This window comes from Fannyhessea vaginae DSM 15829 (assembly GCF_000159235.2).
GTDB classification, from domain to species: Bacteria; Actinomycetota; Coriobacteriia; order Coriobacteriales; family Atopobiaceae; genus Fannyhessea; species Fannyhessea vaginae.
The window spans coordinates 501,247-518,102 of the sequence record NZ_ACGK02000001.1 but is presented as its reverse complement, the minus strand read 5'-3'; the positions used below and the strand labels follow the sequence as shown (position 1 = coordinate 518,102).

Sequence of the window (16,856 nt, the reverse complement as noted above, 5' to 3'; positions counted from 1 at the left end):
TGTTGCTATTTTACTCTAACCATGTCGATAATGGATATAGAGGCGCAGAAACTTCTGCAGAATCAACAACAGATGAAACATCTAAAGAAGAAGATGCGTCAAGTACTGATACATCAGAAGAAGGCGAAGGTTGATGTGCATCTTTACCAGCGGCAAGTAAAAATTCGCGGTTACCTTTATGGCCATAAATAGGACTCGGACATAAAGCTAAAGGAACAAGACCCACCGATGTGCATGCATGTAAAGCGCGCTCAATGGCTTTTATATGCAGGCGCTTAGAGCGAACAATACCACCCGATCCAACTTCTGCTTTATCAACCTCAAATTGTGGCTTAACAAGCGTAACAAAGAGCGAACGCGGTTTCATAAGCGCATTCACCGCAGCAATAATAGTCTGAATGGAAGTAAACGAAACATCACTTACTACCACATCAAAGAGATGATCAGGTGTTTGAAGCGAAGGAGCACATATGTTGGTTTTTTCGATAAGTTCAACCTTGGGGTTATTGCGCAATTCCCAGCTAAATTGAGCATAGCCTACATCAACCGCAGTAACGCAAGCAGCACCATTTTGTAAAAGGCAGTCGGTAAATCCCCCCGTTGAAGCGCCTACATCCAAACATTTTTTGTCTCGAACATCTATACCAAACGCTTCCAAAGCACGAACAAGCTTAAAACCGCCTCGGCTTACGAATGGAATATGACTTTTAACATGCAGATATATGCCAGCTGGCACTTGTTTTCCTGGATGAGTAAGGCGTTCGTGTTCTGACGAAACTTCCCCTGCTAAAACAGCAGCATATGCTTCCTTTTGCGTTGCAAAAAATCCCTGCTGAACAAGCTCTGCGTCAAGACGTTGCTTCATACACTGCTCTTTTTGAAACTAGTGCGCAGACAATACTGGCACTTGGTTGCCATCATGTTGAGAAGGTTTATCTTCAGATGAGTTGGGCTGCACTTTTGAAGACGCACCGTCTTTGTCAGAAGATTCAAGTTCATTGGGTACAGGTGTATCGTTTTTGGAAGAAGCAGCTACAGGAGCAACAATCGAAGACGCATCGGCTTCAGAAGCACCGTTTTCAGCACTGTTTTCAGCATCGGTTGTGGAGGTATTTTTATGAGGTAAAGCGTCAGCATTCGTAGCTACAAGTTCACTATCATCTAAATCTACCGCATCAACCATATCTACCGCGCGCGAACCAAGTTTAATTGCCTCATCAAACAAATCAAGCGAGTTTTCCAAAGAAACTTCCTTGTCTTTAACCGAGGTAATAATCTGTTCAAGACGCGCTTTTATATCGGTAAAGCTTGTGTAATCTTGTGATGAAAGCTGTGCCATATACATACCTTAGAGTTTTAAGACGTTATCTTTGTTCGATAAGAACTCATCAACAGCGCTGCGCACACAAGCGCGAACGTCAGAATCACTTGTTATATCAGTGTCAGCAAGCTGTGTGTTGTGAGATGCGCTTGCATCATGTGTACAAGCAGAATCACTATCAGCATCTTCTGCTGACACATCTTCTGTGGTTGGCGCGGATACATGCTCATCAACAGTGCTCTGAGCAGCGCTTGAATCCCTATCAGAGGACATGGACACAGACTCATCAGATGTAGAAACATCTTCTAATACATCGCGCCCGTTTTCCATCATGCGTGCAACCTGTCCTAAAACGCCATTGACAAAATGTGAGGATTCATCGGTACCATAAGCCTTTGCTAAATTAACCGACTCGTTAATAGTTACTGCAATATCCACATCGTCTACTTTTATCATTTCGTAGAGCGCAAGACGCAAAATGTTGCGATCAACACTAAGCAAACGATTAAGATTCCAGTTGGTAATTACACGAGAAATAAGCGCATCGAGCTTGTCACGCAACTCATCAGTGCCAAGAGCTAAGCGTTTCCCAAAGTCATCAAGGGGACCTTCGGACAATAAATAGTTTGTAGCAAGAACATCACAAACTTGCATGTTCCTTGATTCAGCCTGAAACATCAATTGAAGCGCTTGGCTGCGCGCAAGAGTTCTTCCTGCAAATTGTACCTTTTTTGGCACGTTATTCACTACTCCTTGGGAAATACTAAACTGTCAATATATACGTCGATAGCACCAATTTCGCAAGAAAGCTGTTCTTGCAAAGCTGTTGCAACAGATGAACGAATTTCTTGTGCAAGACCCACAAAAGGATATCCATAAAAAACGGCAACATGGACATCCACAAAAAGTTTATCGTCTTCGACACGAGCCTCAACAGCTTTATCTTCTGGCAAAGACTTGGTCGTAAACACCGAAATAAGGTTAGACGTAATATCGTTGCCACCTACCTGCGCAACGCCTTCGATATGGCTTACTGCTTTTACCACTATTGCACGGAGAACATTTTGTGAAATACCCAAGCCAGATATAAAAAGCTCATGTGTACTCATAGGATATCCCTTCAATACGTTTTGATTGCTATTTCTGATAGGTGCGCCAACAGCTCTTTGTGCATATATCTGTTACATGTAATGATAGTTACTGCCAACATAGCATGCGCCAAGCACAAGTGCGAGTCTATACAGAAATCAAACCACTACTATCAAGTATAGTAGAGAATAGCTCTAAACAAAAGCGCGACAAAAAATTCCGTGAAATGATACAACATTCCACGGAATTAAAAGTTTCAAACGTAATCAACCTATACGCGAGCTACAAATTTACCAACACGAGTGTCGACGCGAACTTTTTCGCCCTGATTAAGATACATAGGAACAGCAATGACAGCGCCAGTTTCGATAGTTGCAGGCTTGGTTCCTCCTTGTACAGTGTCACCTTTGAAGCCAGGGTCGGTTTCGGTAATTTCTACCTCAATAAACATAGGAGGATTAACACCTAAAAGCTCGGTATCAGCATACAAAAGCTGGCAGTTATCGTTTTCTTTTAACCATTTTTTGTTATCGCCAATGAAATCAGCAGAAACAGGAATTTGTTCATACGTTTCGTTGTCCATGAAATAGAACGAATCGCCATCGTTATAAAGATATTGCATCTCACGCGTGATAAGCTGAACGCTTTCAAACTTAGAACCTGCATTACATGTTTGATCGATAACACGACCGCTTTTAAGGTCTTTAATCTTATAGCGAACAAAAGCACCGCCCTTACCAGGCTTTACATGCTGAAACTCAACAATGGTGTAGTATTTGTTATTAATCTTAAGACCCATTCCGTTACGGAAGTCTGCAGTTGAAATTGCTGCCACGATGCACTCACTTTCTGTTAAAACTTGCACCAAGAAGCAAGTAGAATAGATTTTGTATAACTAAATTAGGTTACCATGTAATTCTACATTTTGCACGAGACTACGTTGAGAAAAACACATCGTATTCAAATCATGGACGCGCCTCATAGCTATACCTTGCAATGACACGCAAAACAGGTGCTTACATAAAAAGCGCACCATATAGTGCGCCATATAGTGCATCATATAGTGTGCCATAGCACGTACTCCCCTGCCCAAACGTAATTATTTTTTGAACGGTGAAGTTAGCATTTTACAAATTCTTGTAATTCCTAGTTTAACTACATCCAAAAACGAGAGCGAGCGATACATACGATCTGGTGAAATATAGGTGCGTATAGCGCGCAGGGTCTTTTTATTGTCCTTGGTAGAAAAGGAGAACTTTCCCGTCTTTTTAGTTTGAATCATAAAGCGAGGAATAATTTTGCCCTTAAACAGAACCGAAGCGGCTACCGAATCAATTTCTTCCCAAGGTATTTGAATAAAGTCAGCAGGATTTTTTTCATTATAAAACTCAAAGGCTTTATCACCGATCATAACGTGGCCGTAGGTGGTAAGTCCTAAAAACGATGCCGCCTTGATGGTAAGATCAACTTTTGTATTTTGAGAAGAAACCATTTTTCCTCTTTCATTTTGTAGTAAAAGCGCGCACACGTAGCATACTACATGCGCGCGCTATTTAAAATACTCAGTTATTGCTTATACGCATTACATAACGTGAGCTAAACGGGCCACAATACCAACCAAGAACAGTGCAAGGATGATAACGATAGGAGAAACTTTCTTCTTCAACAGCCAGCAGCATAAAAGCGTAAGGCATACAGCTGCAAGACCAGGAATAAGCTGGTCGAGGTTTTGTTGAAGGGTTGTAACCTTAACTTGGTCAAGGCCGTTAACACCCAAAGCATTGTATTGGGTAATAGCGCTCTTGATACCATCTGCAGTTGGCTCGATCTTGGACCAGTCGATGAATGCACCAGGAGCCTGGTTGATCTTAGAGACAACCGGGGTAAAGCTGATGGAAACCCAACGCTGAACCAAAGAACCAATGATGAACATACCAAGGATCGAAGCACCTTCGGTGATTTTGCTCAAAAGACCACCAGAAACGTCCTTAACAATAGAGGTACCAAGTTTGTAACCAAACTCTTGCGTGTACCACATAAATGCCATACGGATAACGTTCCAAGCAATAAAGAAGAGCAAAGGACCAACAAGGTTTCCACTTAATGCCAAAGAAGCACCTAAAGCACCTAAGATAGGACGAAGGGTAAACCAGAATACTGGGTCGCCAACGCCGGCGAGAGGACCCATCATACCAACCTTTACACCTTGGATAGCTGCGTCGTCAACGGGATTTCCGTTAGCACGCTCTTCCTCAAGTGCAAGAGTAACACCCATTACAGGAGCTGATACATAAGGGTGCGTGTTGTAGAACTCCATGTGGCGCTTTAAAGCAGCAACCTGATCCTGTTTTGCAGGATAGAGCTTTTTAATGGCGGGGATGATGGAGTAGCACCAACCACCGTTTTGCATACGCTCGAAGTTCCATGAACCTTGAAGGAACTGATGGCGCCACGCAACAGCCATACGATCGGACTGAGAAAGTTTAATTTGATCTGCCATTATGTTTTCGCTCCTTTCGTTATTCATAGTCGTTAATAATGTCGCCTAAAGGATCTTGCGAGCCTGCACTACCAGAGCCGTGAGAAGCAACTTCTTTGAGACCAAGGTAAATGATTGCAAGAGAAACACCAATTGCACCAAGTGCAATAAGGGTGAGGCCTTTAAGAGCGGCAATAACAAAACCAAGAATGAAGAAAGGCCAAACTTCTTTAGAAGCCATCATGTTGATAACCATAGCGTAACCAACGGCAGCTACCATTCCGCCGCCAACGCCCATACCACCTGCAAGCCATGCAGGCATTTGGTCAAGTACTGCCTTAACAGCTTCGGACGGAACAAAGCACAAAGCAGCTGCAGGAATAGCAATACGAAGACCTTGCATAGCAATTGCAATAACCTGCCATGCTTCCATAGCTGCAATGTTGCCCTTCTCGGCAGCCAGGTCCATTGCATGAACGATAGGAATAGCAATGGTACGAGCAATCATGGTAAGGAACAAACCAGCTACTGACAAAGGAATTGCCAAAGCAATGGAAGTGGTGATAGCGGTTTGAGTATCTTGTGCACCACCGTTAAGTGCAAGAACCATGATGATAGCAGAAGCAACAGAAGCAAGAGCTGCGTCAGGAGCAACTGCAGCGCCGATGTTTGCCCAACCAAGAGCGATCATCTGTAAAGAACCGCCCAAAATAATACCTTCGGTAGGGTGACCAGTTACGATACCAATTAAGGTGCAGGCAACAAGTGGTTGATGGAATTGGAACTCGTCCAAAATACCTTCCATACCTGCAAAAAAGGCAACGATCACTACCAAAATCAAACTAATGATAGGCATGAAATCCTCCTTTATGCCAACTCAGACTTTGCTTTTTGAAGCAAAGCATTAAAGTTTTCAGGTGCGTCAGCAGGAACTTTACGAACATCAAACTCAACACCCAAAGAAACGAGTTTCTCGAGGGCTTCGACGTCGTCTTTACCCATTGCAATTGCATTGTTAACGACAACTTTTCCTACTGAGTGAGCGATAGATCCCAAGTTAGCTTTTTTGATTTCAACGCCAGCCTCAACAGCTTGAAGCATGTCGGCAGGAGATTCAAAAAGAAGCATAGTACGTGTAGCACCAAAACGAGGATCTTTGGTGAGCTCTACCATTTTTGAAACAGGAATGACATGAGCATGAACTCCAGAAGGAGCAGCTTCGATGATCATTTGTTTACGCAGGCTGTCTTTGCAAACCTTATCGGAAACAACAATGATACGATCGGGCTTGATTTCCTTTGTCCAAGATGTAGCAACTTGACCATGAAGCAAACGCGTATCAATACGAGCAAGACCAATCTTGATGTGGCCGTCACCCAGAACGGTACCAGGCGCAATAGCTCCGTGAACTTGCTGCTTAACTGCTTTAGGTTTAGGCATAACGTCTTCGGGCTTAGCCTTAATACCTGCAGCTGCCTCGCTGATTGCCTCAGCAGCAACAGCTTTTGCAGTATCAGCACCCATACGAGCGCCATATGCGGCAACAAGCATAGGAAGACTTAAACCTGCAACTGCAGTCCACTCAGGATGCTCGTTTGAATCAAGTAACAGCGAAACCTGATTCCAAGGAGTACCACCTTGAAGATCGACCAGGAACAAAACTTCCTTTTGATCTTCGAAAGACGATACGGCAGCAAGCAACTGAGCTTTAAGGTCGTCAGGACCCATATCGGGGTTTAAACAAACGGCCTTTACATTTTCTTGAGGTCCGAAAATCATTTGACCTGATTGCATAATGCCCTCGGCTAAACCGCCATGACTGGTTAACACAATACTAACCACTGCCTTACCTCACTTTCTTATGTCCCGTGAAAAAGCTCAAGGGAAGCTCTCGCAAAAGCCGTTTCATATGTGTACAAGACACATAACGTAAGCTAAACGAAAGACCCAATGAACTTCATCGTTTATACATAACAACTCAAACTATGATACGTCATAAACTATTCACAAACAAGAATTTTATTTTCACCGATTGTAAGCTACCGTTTACAGAATTTATTTTGATTATTTCTTTTTGCCCATTGACATAGGTATTGCCTGAAAAAGACTCTTGTAACCTGAAAGAGAAATTAAACGAAATGAACTAAAAAAGCATGCGCCGCAAACTCATACGTTCACGGTACATGCTTTAAGTAGTCTAAGAACACTCGTATGATCTTGTACCTAAATGGTAGTGCGACCTTGCGTACTTTGCCAGTCTGCAGCAAAATCATCCACTGCTTTTTGAATAGAGGGATTTGCAAAGCCTGCCGCATAGATATCCGCACCAGCGGTAACCGCCTGCGCACCTGCGGCTAATGCATTGGTAACCTGCGATACGTTCTTAAAACTGGCTGCCAAAATCTTGGTGTGCGCACCCGAATTGCTGCACGCCATAGCAAGCTGGCCTATAACTTCTATAGGATCGGTTCCTAAATTTTCCATGCGATTGTAGTACGGTGCTAAATAATCGGCCCCCGCCTCAATTGCCAAAAGACCTTGGAAAATTGTGTAAATTGCCGTTGCGGTAATACGAAAACCTTCTTTTTTAAGCTGTTTAATAGCCGTAAGACCATTGGGCGACACAGGAACTTTTACATAAAAATTTCCACCAATATTTTCGCGAAGCGTACGAGCATCTTGTAAAATGCCCTCAACGCTCGTTGCAACAACTTGAGCATGTAAACTGGGTTCTTCGCCAATAATGGAACGCACCTTTTTTACTTGAGCAAAGAAATCGATATTCCCTTCTTTTTTTACAATAGAGGGATTAGACGTTATTCCCGCTAAAGGCAAAACACGTGCCCAGTCTTCGATATCGTGTAAATTTAACGTATCCAGCATAAATTCCATGAGTGCTTCTTTCTTTTAAAGCGCGTGTTCGGTACGCGCAATAATGTCGTCTTGCGTTGCTTTAGATAATACATTAAAGAAGGCCGAATATCCCGCAACGCGCACAATAAGATCACGATGTTTTTCGGGATGCTTTTGTGCATCAATTAAAGTCTCGCGAGAAACCACATTATATTGAATGTGATATCCGTGCAAACGGTTAAAGAACGTACGCAGCAACGCGATGAGTTTTTGTTTGTCCTCTTCTTTTGCAAGCGTCTGAGGGTTAACTTTTTGGTTGAGTAATACGCCACCAACAATTTCATCGGTAGGCAACTTTGATACCGATTTAAGAACGCTGGTAGGACCATGCTTATCCATGTTGTGGGCAGGCGAGCATCCTTCGGCCAAAGGTGTACCTGCATGACGGCCATCAGGAGTTGCAAGAGTTCCACGACCCTGACCTACATTTGCCGAGATAGAAGATGTTCCCGAATAGCGAATACCACCAATGGGGCCACGACCAAAGCGCGTATTGGGATATTTTGCAATTTCGTCGACATACACGTCGTAACAATCGCGTACCAATTTGTCAGCATAGTCATCATCGTTACCATATTTTGGCGCGTCCGTGATGAGCATCTGACGAATTTCTTCGCCACGCTCGCCTGCATAGTCGCTTTGAAGCGCACTCCAGAGTTCAGAGGTTGATATACGCTTTTCTTCAAATACAAGCTTCTTTACGGCGGCAAGAGAGTCTGAGAGGTTAGCAATACCTACTTGCAAACCAGAAATATAGTCATATACCGCTCCACCCTCTTTAAGGTGTTTTCCACGACCAATGCAGTCATCGGTAAGCGCCGAGCACAAAATATCGGGAACTTCGCGCTCAAGGCTTAAGTCGATAGAATTTTCTACAATAACGCTCATACGCGTAAGATAACGAAGCGTCTTATCCCATGCAGTTTTTAGGTCGTCATAGGATTGCATGTCAACAAAGCGTCCATACGCTGGCGCAAAGCGTTTACCCGAAGATGGATCGATTCCATCGTTCATAGCGATGAGTAAAACTTTGGGGAAGTTCATGTAACTCATACCAGTACAACGATAACCCCATTTACCAGGAACAGCCGTCTCGACGCATCCAATTGCCGAATAATCGTATGCGTCCTGCTCTTTTACACCCTTCTCAATGAAAGAAGGAATGATAATTTCGTCGTTATTAAACGCTGGCATACCAAAACCAAGCTTCATAACTTCGATTGCTTCGTTCATAAAGTCTGGATTAAGACCTGCGTGATAGCGAACGGTAAGGTTAGGTTGAGGAAGATGCGCTTGCGCAACCGACTTAAGTACCAGGTACGACAAGGGATTAACCGCATCTTTTTTATCGCGCGTTTGGCCACCAATAGTTACATTTTGATACAAAGGAGACCCCGCCGAAGAGAACGTATGAGCCTGACTGCGAACCTTATTGATGGTAAGCGTTTTAATCCACAGGTTGGTTAAACGCTCAACGATAGAATCTTGCGTTTCGCGCCCTGATTCTAAATCGGCTTTAACGTAGGGATACATATATTGGTCAAAACGTCCATACGACAGCGAGTGACCATTGGACTCAATTTGTAAGATACACTGAATAAACCATACCGATTGTACAGCCTCGGCAAATGTACGTGCAGGATAATAAGGAACACGCTCGCAAATATCGGCAATCTCAAGCAACTCACGACGACGCGTTTCGTTTGCGGTTTCTGCCATGCTGCGTGCAAGTTCCACAAAACGGTGTGCATACGTTTTTACTGCATCAATGGTAATTAAAATAGAATCATAAAAGTGATATTTATCAATGCTTGCAGGATCGGTAAGATCGAGCTTTGCTTTTGCCTCGCGTGTGCGCTGCTCAAAGCCTTGCAAACCAAATTCCAAGACCTTTTGGTAATTTACTGCCAAGTGAGCATCACCGGAGTTCATTTTACCTTCCATGCCAAAAAATCCAGTTTCCATATATACCTGAACTTCTTTTGGCAACATGGTGCCAGCATGAGCGCGCAAGTTGTTGTTTTCCCAGAAAGGAGCAATCTTGCGCAATTGATCTTTAGTTTCTTCGGTAATATAAAAGACGTCACCATCGCGCTTCTCAAAGGTGTCAAGTTCGTTTAACACAAACTCAAGCGTATATTCAGGGAAAATAGGAGCGTCTTTATCGCCTGATGCTTGATTACCCACGATAAGCGTTTCATCGTCGATGTATAACGACATATGTTCCAGAATATTTTTGAGCATGTATGCACGTTTGAGCACAACTGGTTCTGCCTGATACTTTTTATATGCCTGCGTTGCAAGAACTGCACGTTGCGCATCAATATAGGGTTTTTTATCAAGAACTCTATCACGATACCTATACATACGCTCTGTTAAGTACCCAAAATGTTGCTGAGAACCTTTTTGCACATCGTTGGAGTACTGCTGTGTTAAACGCGGAACTTCCATTTCTCCCCCTTACGTTCGTAAAGCGCATATTTTCTTTCGTAACTATAATATCATTGTTTCAAACGAAATACAACAAGTTTTGTACTAAATGCTTGTCCATTTTTTATGAGGCGATTTTGCGCGTGAAACCAAAGCATTTTCGCTGTCTACTCATACAATCGTTGCAGGTACTTTGCATAATCGCCCGAACACTTAACCGTCAAAGCTATAAAAAATGAGTTTAGCGTATGTAATATACGCTAAACTCATCTACACCGCTCAGCACACGTCTATTTGGTCTTTGCTGCTTGATTTTCTGCATCGCAGGCAATTTTATCTTGGATCTTAAAGAATGGGAAATAAATTAGGGTCGAAAGTGCAAGGATTATGACCTGAACAAGTGCTCCTTGCCATCCGGCAACCATAAATCCCGAGATAATAGCTGGCGTACTCCACGGAAGCGTAACGCCTGAGAATGGCTGCATAAATCCAATTGCAATAGAGGCATACACCACAACTGCCGCAACGATAGGAACAAGTACAAATGGTAAAAACATAAGTGGATTCATAACAACAGGAAAACCAAATACAACAGGCTCATTTACATTAAAAAGTGCGGGGAATGCTGCAACTTTACCCAGTGCCTTATATTGCTTAGATTTTGCAGCAAAAAGCATAGCTACAACTACACCAAAGGTAATACCCGAACCCGAAATAAGTAAAAAGCTGTCGAGGAACTGCTGTGTTACAATGTGAGCTCCGTTTTCTAACGAAAGATTACCTGCAGCAAGCAGGGCTTTGTTGGCGTCAAGATTTGAAAGCAGCAGCGCAGTTACAATACCGTTGACCACTGATTGTCCATGAACGCCAAACCACCACAAGAACGAAATGAAAAACGCAATGCCTATAGCGCCCCATAATGTTCCAGTAAGGCCTTGTAAAGGAATTTGAATAACACGATAGATAAGCTCGATAAATGTTGAGCCACCCGTAAGAATTTGTGCCAAAATATATACACACATCGAAAGCAAAAAGATAACGAATGCAGGAATCATTGCTTCAAATTGCTTTGCAATTGCTTGAGGAACCTGCTCGGGCATTTTAATAACGATATGTCTTTTAATAAAGAAACTATATATAGCTCCAACGGTAAGTCCAATAATAATTGCACCGATAATACCTTGTCCACCAAACCATACTTTTGCGATTGCATCAGGAATAGCTTCTCCTTTTGCTGGAACATAGGAAGATTTCAGCAAAATAAAGAAAGACGATACCGAAAGAACACCAGCTGGCAGAGGATCTACTCCGCTGTGTTTTGCATAGGAAAAACCAATAGCAAAACACGATATAAGACCCATAATTGCAAATGTACCAGAATATACCTGCATAAATGGTTCGGTCCATGTTTTACCAAACACCGATGCAATTGCCTGATTGAGAGCCTCAAACGGCAACTGGCCAATAATAAGAAAAATACTACCCACAACGGTAAGAGGCAAAATTGCAAGCATACCGTCTTTAAGTGCAATAATACCTTGCATGTTGACAAACTTCATGATCGGCGTAATGATTTTTTGAGGATCAAACTTTGCCATTTTCAGTCCTTTCATTAAGGTGCTTATAAAAATTAGCTGCTGTGTAAACTAAGTGCTAGATCCAAAACTTTTTCACCATCGAGCATTCCGTAATCAGCCATAGGTATCACTGCAATAGGAACGTTATGTTCTTTGCAGATTGCTTCAGATTTATCAAACGTGTATGCAACCTGTGGTCCAAGCAGAACCACATCTAAACCCTCTACATGGTTTTCTAGGCTTACCTGGCCATACGCATCAATTTCGGCCTCAATATTTCTTTTTTCTGCAGCGGCTTTCATATTATTAACCAACATACCCGTTGAAAATCCTGCCGCGCAAAAAAGTCCAATCTTTACCATGATCGACTCCTTACCTGCTTAAACTGCTTAAATTGCTTAAATTGTGTAACCTTTTAACGTTTAACCTTTTAGAACGTTTAACTCTTTATGAACTTCAATAAGCTCTTTAATAAGATTTATTTCTGTAAGGGTTGTCATCAAATGATCCTGAGAGTGCACAAATAAAGCCGTGATCTGCATTTGATTCCCTTGCGCTTCCTGCGTCAAAAACTTAGTTTGTAAGTTGTGCGCTTCCAAAAGAGCGGTATCAGCTTGCTTCATTTCGATATCAGCATCATCGTATTTGCCAGCCTTTGCCAAATGCAACGCCTGATAGCTATGCTGTTTAGCATCTCCTGCATTAATGATGAGACCCATGATAATTTGCTCTGGTTCGAGTAATTCCATACATACTCCTTTCCTTTTGTATTGTGCTTACCAACTACCACGCATATAAAAATTATCAAGGTACTTTTGTTCGAAAGTATTTTTGTTTCTCTCACTATCACGATTATATGGTCTCATGAATTTCTTTTCAATACATTATTGCTTGTTTTATGGTAGTTGCACTTTTGTGCATTTTGTTCATCATTCTGAAATAAAAATATGGTATGGAGCACATTCATGTGCCATACCACAAGACATTAAACATATGTGTCTTCTTTTGAGGTGATTCTTATATTTTTATAAACGAACTCATGCGTTTATACGTATTTTTAACATAACAAGTCTGCAACGTTTTCGTCATTATCGAGCTCTAGGACTTTAAGAATGGTTGTTTTATCGGTTACCAGATGATTGATATATTTTTTTCTTAAAATAGCCAGAATAGCTGGCGCTTTATTTTCACCACAGGCAACAGCCACTGTTTTTGGTATTCGAGCAAACTCATCAAGGCGCACACCTATAGTACGATCCTGCAGATTTTGACATACAGCTTCACCGTCTGCATTAAAGAATCTGCAGCATACCTCCCCTATTGCATGGGCTTTGTCCAAAGCAGCAAAGTCATCTTGTGTGAGCAAATCGCGCCATTGACTATCGTGTATCTGATTGGGTTCATCACCTACACCTACAATTGCAACGTTAAGACGATTCCAAACATTTGAGATGGTTCTAAAGTACTTTGACTTGCATATTCCCTGAACAATATCTGCATTTTCCTGCAAAACCATTGCATTAATAAAGGTCCCTCGTCCATGAAATGCGCGGGCAATCCGATACACCAAGGTATTTACATGATAGGAAAGATTTACATGACTAGGTCCTCCTGTAAGCGGACAAAACTCTACGTTTTCCAATGTTTTTGTACCAATATTATCAACAAGTTTACTAAGCGTTGATCCCCAAGAAATGCCCACCACATCTTTGTCTTTAATAACATTTTTTACTAATTCAGCTGCTGCGCGTGCAACATTCTCCATGCGTGTCTGCTTTGAATCTCCAACTTGATCGGCAATGATTTCGATCTTTTTTAAATGATATTTCGTACGCACATATTCTTCTAATGCAAAGAGAGCAGGATCAAAATCCTTTATATCTATATGCACAATCCCTTCGGTTCGCGCTCGATTAATTAAGCGACTTACCGTTGTACGATAAATATCTAGCTCAGTAGAAATTTCTGCTTGATTTTTTCCTTCAATGTAATAAAGGTATGCAATTTTTGCAAGAAGACGACGTTTTTCGTTGTTCATGTACGCCTCGATCAATCAATACACGTAACGGAAATACCATGCGAAGATAAAAGCTTTTGCTGTTCAACCGTTAAATTTGAATCGGTGATAACCTGTGAAACTTGATTAAACGAAAACTGGTGCACTAAACTTCGCTTGCTAAATTTACTTGAATCTGTAAGTACTACCAGGTGATCCGCAGAATCACACATGTATTGAACAACCTCACAGCGCATCATGTCAACGCCCATAAAGCCCAAGGTTTCGTCAAAGCCGTCTGTCCCCGCAAAAAGCGTTTTGACATGAAAGAGCTTAATTATTTCCTTGAGCAAAGGGCCAACCGTTACCTCAGAATTTTGCTGATAGATACCACCAAGCAAAATAACCTGACAAGATGAATACTTTCGTGTGTAATTTGCAATAAAACATGAATTGGTAATAATACGCACGTTGTGACGATGCCGACAAATAGCCTCCGCCAGCAGTGCACAGGTAGAGCCCGATTCAATCATAATTGTTTCGTTGTCTTCTACAAGTTTTACCGCTTCGGCGGCAATACGTTTTTTAATGTTGTAATTATAAGAAAGCCTAATATTTAAGTCATCACCGCTGTTGAGCACAGCAAAACCGTGTTCACGATGAAGCAGACCTTTATGCTCTAACTTGTTAAGATCTTTTCTAATGGTAACTTTTGACACGTTCAGTTTTTCGGATAACGTATTTACATCGATCTTTTTTTCTTGCGAAACTAGGCTAATTATTTGGTCTAATCTATCCATGTTCATCACCTCGTAAGTTATTTTATCAGATTAAAAGGAAAACAAAAGGAAATAGAATAATTGCACTCGTAATTGATTTTGTTTCGTTTTATGCTAGAGTGGTATTACGTAGGAAGGCAGGTGTGCGCATAATGCAAGAAAAAGGCTATATTTTTAATATACAACATTTTTCAATTCATGACGGGCCTGGCATTCGCACGACCGTTTTTCTCAAAGGCTGCCCCCTGCGCTGTCCGTGGTGTTCAAATCCAGAATCACAAAGGTTTAAGCCAGAACCCATGCTTGATCCCGAAACTAAAAAGCCTTCGTGCGTTGGTGAAGAAAAAAGCGTGGACGAAATTATAGAAGACGTTGTCAAAGACATAGATTTTTATGAAGAATCGGGCGGTGGTCTTACACTTTCGGGTGGAGAGCCGCTTGCACAATTTGGTTTTGCGCGGGCAATTTTGAAGCGTGCAAAGCAAGAACACATTCATACGGCGCTTGAAACAACAGCTTATGTAGATCATCAAAAGTTCGTTGAGATCTTAAACTATGTAGACTTCATTTACACCGATCTTAAACATTATGATCCTCAAAAACATCGCAGCATAACCGCTGTGGATAATGAGCTCATCATAAAAAATATTAGCTATGCTTTTACGCATAATACTCATATTGTGTTGCGTATTCCCGTTATTCCCGATTTTAACAATTCGCTGGAGGACGCAGCGCAATTTGGGCAACTCTTTAAGAAAATGCACGTTAATAAAGTGCAGCTTCTTCCCTTTCATCAATTTGGTGAAAATAAATATAAACTGCTCAAACGTGTATATCAAATGGGTAAGTACAAACCGCTTCACCCTGAAGACTTATACGATTATCGCGATGTTTTATGTAAGCAAGGTATTAATTGCTATTTATAGCAGGTGGCTGGCTACGCAAAAACTCTAGTTAAAACGTTAAAAATGTGGCGCATACCTTACGATATACGCCACATGTATGTAACGATTTAGCAATCCCATGTTTGTGTAAATGCTTGAATAGCCTTTTGAACAAGCAACAAGCACTTACAAGCGCATAAATTTATAAGCACATAAGCTCGTGCGTTGAGCCTGTAAAGAGCTCAAATCCGTGAGCAGTTACCAAACCAAAGTCCTCAATACGCACTCCAAACTTACCTGGAAGATAAATACCTGGTTCAACAGTTACCACCGAGTTTTCAGGAAGCGGCTTGGTGTATTGTGGACGCAAATAGGGGCGCTCGTGAATTTCCAAACCAACGCCGTGACCAAGGCCGTGCTTAAAGTAGTCGCCATAACCTTGTTCGGCAATAATCGCTAACGCGCGGTTGTGCATATCGCTACCCAAGTCACCAGGCATAATGCTGTCCTCAACCGTCTTTTGTGCTCGACGAACCGTATCGTAGACAAGTTGTTGCTCTTCGCTTGGTGCACCCATGCAAACCGTACGCGTCATATCGGTATGATAATCATGCCATGCGGCACCAAAATCCATAACTACCATGTCGCCTTGTTGGAGCTTACGCTCGCTTGGTTGACCATGAGGATTTGCGCCATTAGGACCTGATATGGTGATAGTATCAAACGCAAGTGCATCCGCGCCGTGGCTTAACATGTAATTATCAAGCTCAACCCTAAGCTCAAGCTCGCTCATACCAACCTTCATAAAATTGAGCATGTGCGTAAAGCCAGCATCGGTAATGCTTTGAGCGTGTTTCATGGCGTCAACTTCGGCCTGATCTTTTACCATACGCAAATCGGCAATATCACCATGCATACGAGGTATATCAACAGAAATTGAATGTGCATGAGCAAAGGCTACAAAGCTGTCCAAAAATGCAATGTCACACGTGTCTTCAAGTGCAACGATGTGCGAGCGCGTTTGATAGGCATGCTGAGCAGCCCAATCAGCAGGGTTAATGTCATCCATATCAATAACCCAAGAAGTATTGGGACCAAGTTTAGTAATGAACGTGTTGTAGTATCTTGAATCGGTGTGAAGCCAAAGCCCGTTTTGCGTAATGAAAGCTGTGTGGGCTATTTCAAAATCAAATGTGCGCTCGGTACCCAAAAGCCAACGTAAGTCGGGGTTATTCCTAAGAATAACACCATCGTAGCCGCGCTCGTTCATAAGCGCGCGAAAGCGCGTAACGCGCGTGCTACACACATCGGCAACTGTTGAATCCATAGTATCCATGTAAACCTCCGCTTTTATGGTAATGTAGGCAATTATGCTATGGTTTTAGGCT

18 protein-coding genes are annotated in these 16,856 nt (G+C 42.2%); 1 reads left to right on the top strand and 17 read right to left on the bottom strand.

All coding sequences use genetic code 11. The annotated features are described in order from the left end of the window. Window positions 1-10: 10 nt before the first annotated feature. The 16 genes from HMPREF0091_RS02275 to HMPREF0091_RS02200 form a co-directional block, all read right to left on the bottom strand. Window positions 11-865: a TlyA family RNA methyltransferase gene (locus tag HMPREF0091_RS02275; RefSeq protein WP_006302627.1), complete on the bottom strand. Its 855-nt coding sequence runs from the start codon at window positions 863-865 to the stop codon at window positions 11-13. 18 nt (window positions 866-883) lie between these two features. Further along, the gene (locus HMPREF0091_RS02270; RefSeq protein ID WP_010241446.1) at window positions 884-1,339 is read right to left on the bottom strand and encodes an exodeoxyribonuclease VII small subunit; all 456 of its coding nucleotides are present in this window, start codon (window positions 1,337-1,339) and stop codon (window positions 884-886) included. Window positions 1,340-1,348: 9 nt separating this feature from the next. Next, a complete protein-coding gene (gene nusB / locus HMPREF0091_RS02265; protein WP_232236014.1) occupies window positions 1,349-2,059 on the bottom strand; it encodes a transcription antitermination factor NusB in 711 nt (236 codons plus the stop codon). 8 nt (window positions 2,060-2,067) lie between these two features. After that, the gene (locus tag HMPREF0091_RS02260; RefSeq protein ID WP_006302624.1) at window positions 2,068-2,430 is read right to left on the bottom strand and encodes an Asp23/Gls24 family envelope stress response protein; all 363 of its coding nucleotides are present in this window, start codon (window positions 2,428-2,430) and stop codon (window positions 2,068-2,070) included. Between the two features lie 251 nt (window positions 2,431-2,681). After that, the gene (efp, locus tag HMPREF0091_RS02255; RefSeq protein ID WP_010241450.1) at window positions 2,682-3,245 is read right to left on the bottom strand and encodes an elongation factor P; all 564 of its coding nucleotides are present in this window, start codon (window positions 3,243-3,245) and stop codon (window positions 2,682-2,684) included. 264 nt (window positions 3,246-3,509) lie between these two features. Then, window positions 3,510-3,902, bottom strand: coding sequence for a DUF956 family protein (locus HMPREF0091_RS02250; protein ID WP_006302622.1), 393 nt, complete (start codon window positions 3,900-3,902; stop codon window positions 3,510-3,512). Between the two features lie 90 nt (window positions 3,903-3,992). Then, window positions 3,993-4,910, bottom strand: coding sequence for a PTS system mannose/fructose/sorbose family transporter subunit IID (locus HMPREF0091_RS02245; RefSeq protein ID WP_010241454.1), 918 nt, complete (start codon window positions 4,908-4,910; stop codon window positions 3,993-3,995). Between the two features lie 19 nt (window positions 4,911-4,929). Further along, complete coding sequence (locus HMPREF0091_RS02240; RefSeq protein ID WP_006302620.1) at window positions 4,930-5,745, bottom strand: PTS mannose/fructose/sorbose transporter subunit IIC; 816 nt, start codon at window positions 5,743-5,745, stop codon at window positions 4,930-4,932. Window positions 5,746-5,756: 11 nt separating this feature from the next. Further along, window positions 5,757-6,731, bottom strand: a complete 975-nt coding sequence (locus HMPREF0091_RS02235; protein ID WP_006302619.1) for a PTS sugar transporter subunit IIB — start codon at window positions 6,729-6,731, stop codon at window positions 5,757-5,759. Between the two features lie 381 nt (window positions 6,732-7,112). Then, window positions 7,113-7,781: a fructose-6-phosphate aldolase gene (locus HMPREF0091_RS02230; protein ID WP_006302617.1), complete on the bottom strand. Its 669-nt coding sequence runs from the start codon at window positions 7,779-7,781 to the stop codon at window positions 7,113-7,115. 15 nt (window positions 7,782-7,796) lie between these two features. Then, the gene (locus tag HMPREF0091_RS02225; protein ID WP_006302615.1) at window positions 7,797-10,253 is read right to left on the bottom strand and encodes a glycyl radical protein; all 2,457 of its coding nucleotides are present in this window, start codon (window positions 10,251-10,253) and stop codon (window positions 7,797-7,799) included. A 269-nt stretch (window positions 10,254-10,522) separates the two neighbouring features. Continuing rightward, window positions 10,523-11,830: a PTS sugar transporter subunit IIC gene (locus HMPREF0091_RS02220; RefSeq protein ID WP_010241004.1), complete on the bottom strand. Its 1,308-nt coding sequence runs from the start codon at window positions 11,828-11,830 to the stop codon at window positions 10,523-10,525. Window positions 11,831-11,862: 32 nt separating this feature from the next. After that, window positions 11,863-12,171: a PTS sugar transporter subunit IIB gene (locus HMPREF0091_RS02215; protein WP_006302604.1), complete on the bottom strand. Its 309-nt coding sequence runs from the start codon at window positions 12,169-12,171 to the stop codon at window positions 11,863-11,865. Window positions 12,172-12,231: 60 nt separating this feature from the next. Beyond that, the gene (locus HMPREF0091_RS02210; protein ID WP_006302593.1) at window positions 12,232-12,558 is read right to left on the bottom strand and encodes a PTS lactose/cellobiose transporter subunit IIA; all 327 of its coding nucleotides are present in this window, start codon (window positions 12,556-12,558) and stop codon (window positions 12,232-12,234) included. Window positions 12,559-12,866: 308 nt separating this feature from the next. Beyond that, window positions 12,867-13,847, bottom strand: a complete 981-nt coding sequence (locus tag HMPREF0091_RS02205) for a sugar-binding transcriptional regulator (protein ID WP_010241007.1) — start codon at window positions 13,845-13,847, stop codon at window positions 12,867-12,869. 11 nt (window positions 13,848-13,858) lie between these two features. After that, entirely contained in the window at window positions 13,859-14,605 is a 747-nt protein-coding gene (locus HMPREF0091_RS02200) for a DeoR/GlpR family DNA-binding transcription regulator (protein ID WP_010241010.1), read from the bottom strand. Between the two features lie 131 nt (window positions 14,606-14,736). Here HMPREF0091_RS02200 and HMPREF0091_RS02195 point away from each other — a divergent pair, with 131 nt between their 5' ends. After that, on the top strand, window positions 14,737-15,510 hold the full coding sequence (locus HMPREF0091_RS02195; protein ID WP_006302587.1) for a glycyl-radical enzyme activating protein: 774 nt from the start codon (window positions 14,737-14,739) through the stop codon (window positions 15,508-15,510). Window positions 15,511-15,670: 160 nt separating this feature from the next. Here the strand turns inward: HMPREF0091_RS02195 and HMPREF0091_RS02190 are convergent, their stop codons facing one another. Next, a complete protein-coding gene (locus HMPREF0091_RS02190) occupies window positions 15,671-16,804 on the bottom strand; it encodes a M24 family metallopeptidase (RefSeq protein ID WP_006302585.1) in 1,134 nt (377 codons plus the stop codon). Between the last annotated feature and the right edge of the window lie 52 nt (window positions 16,805-16,856).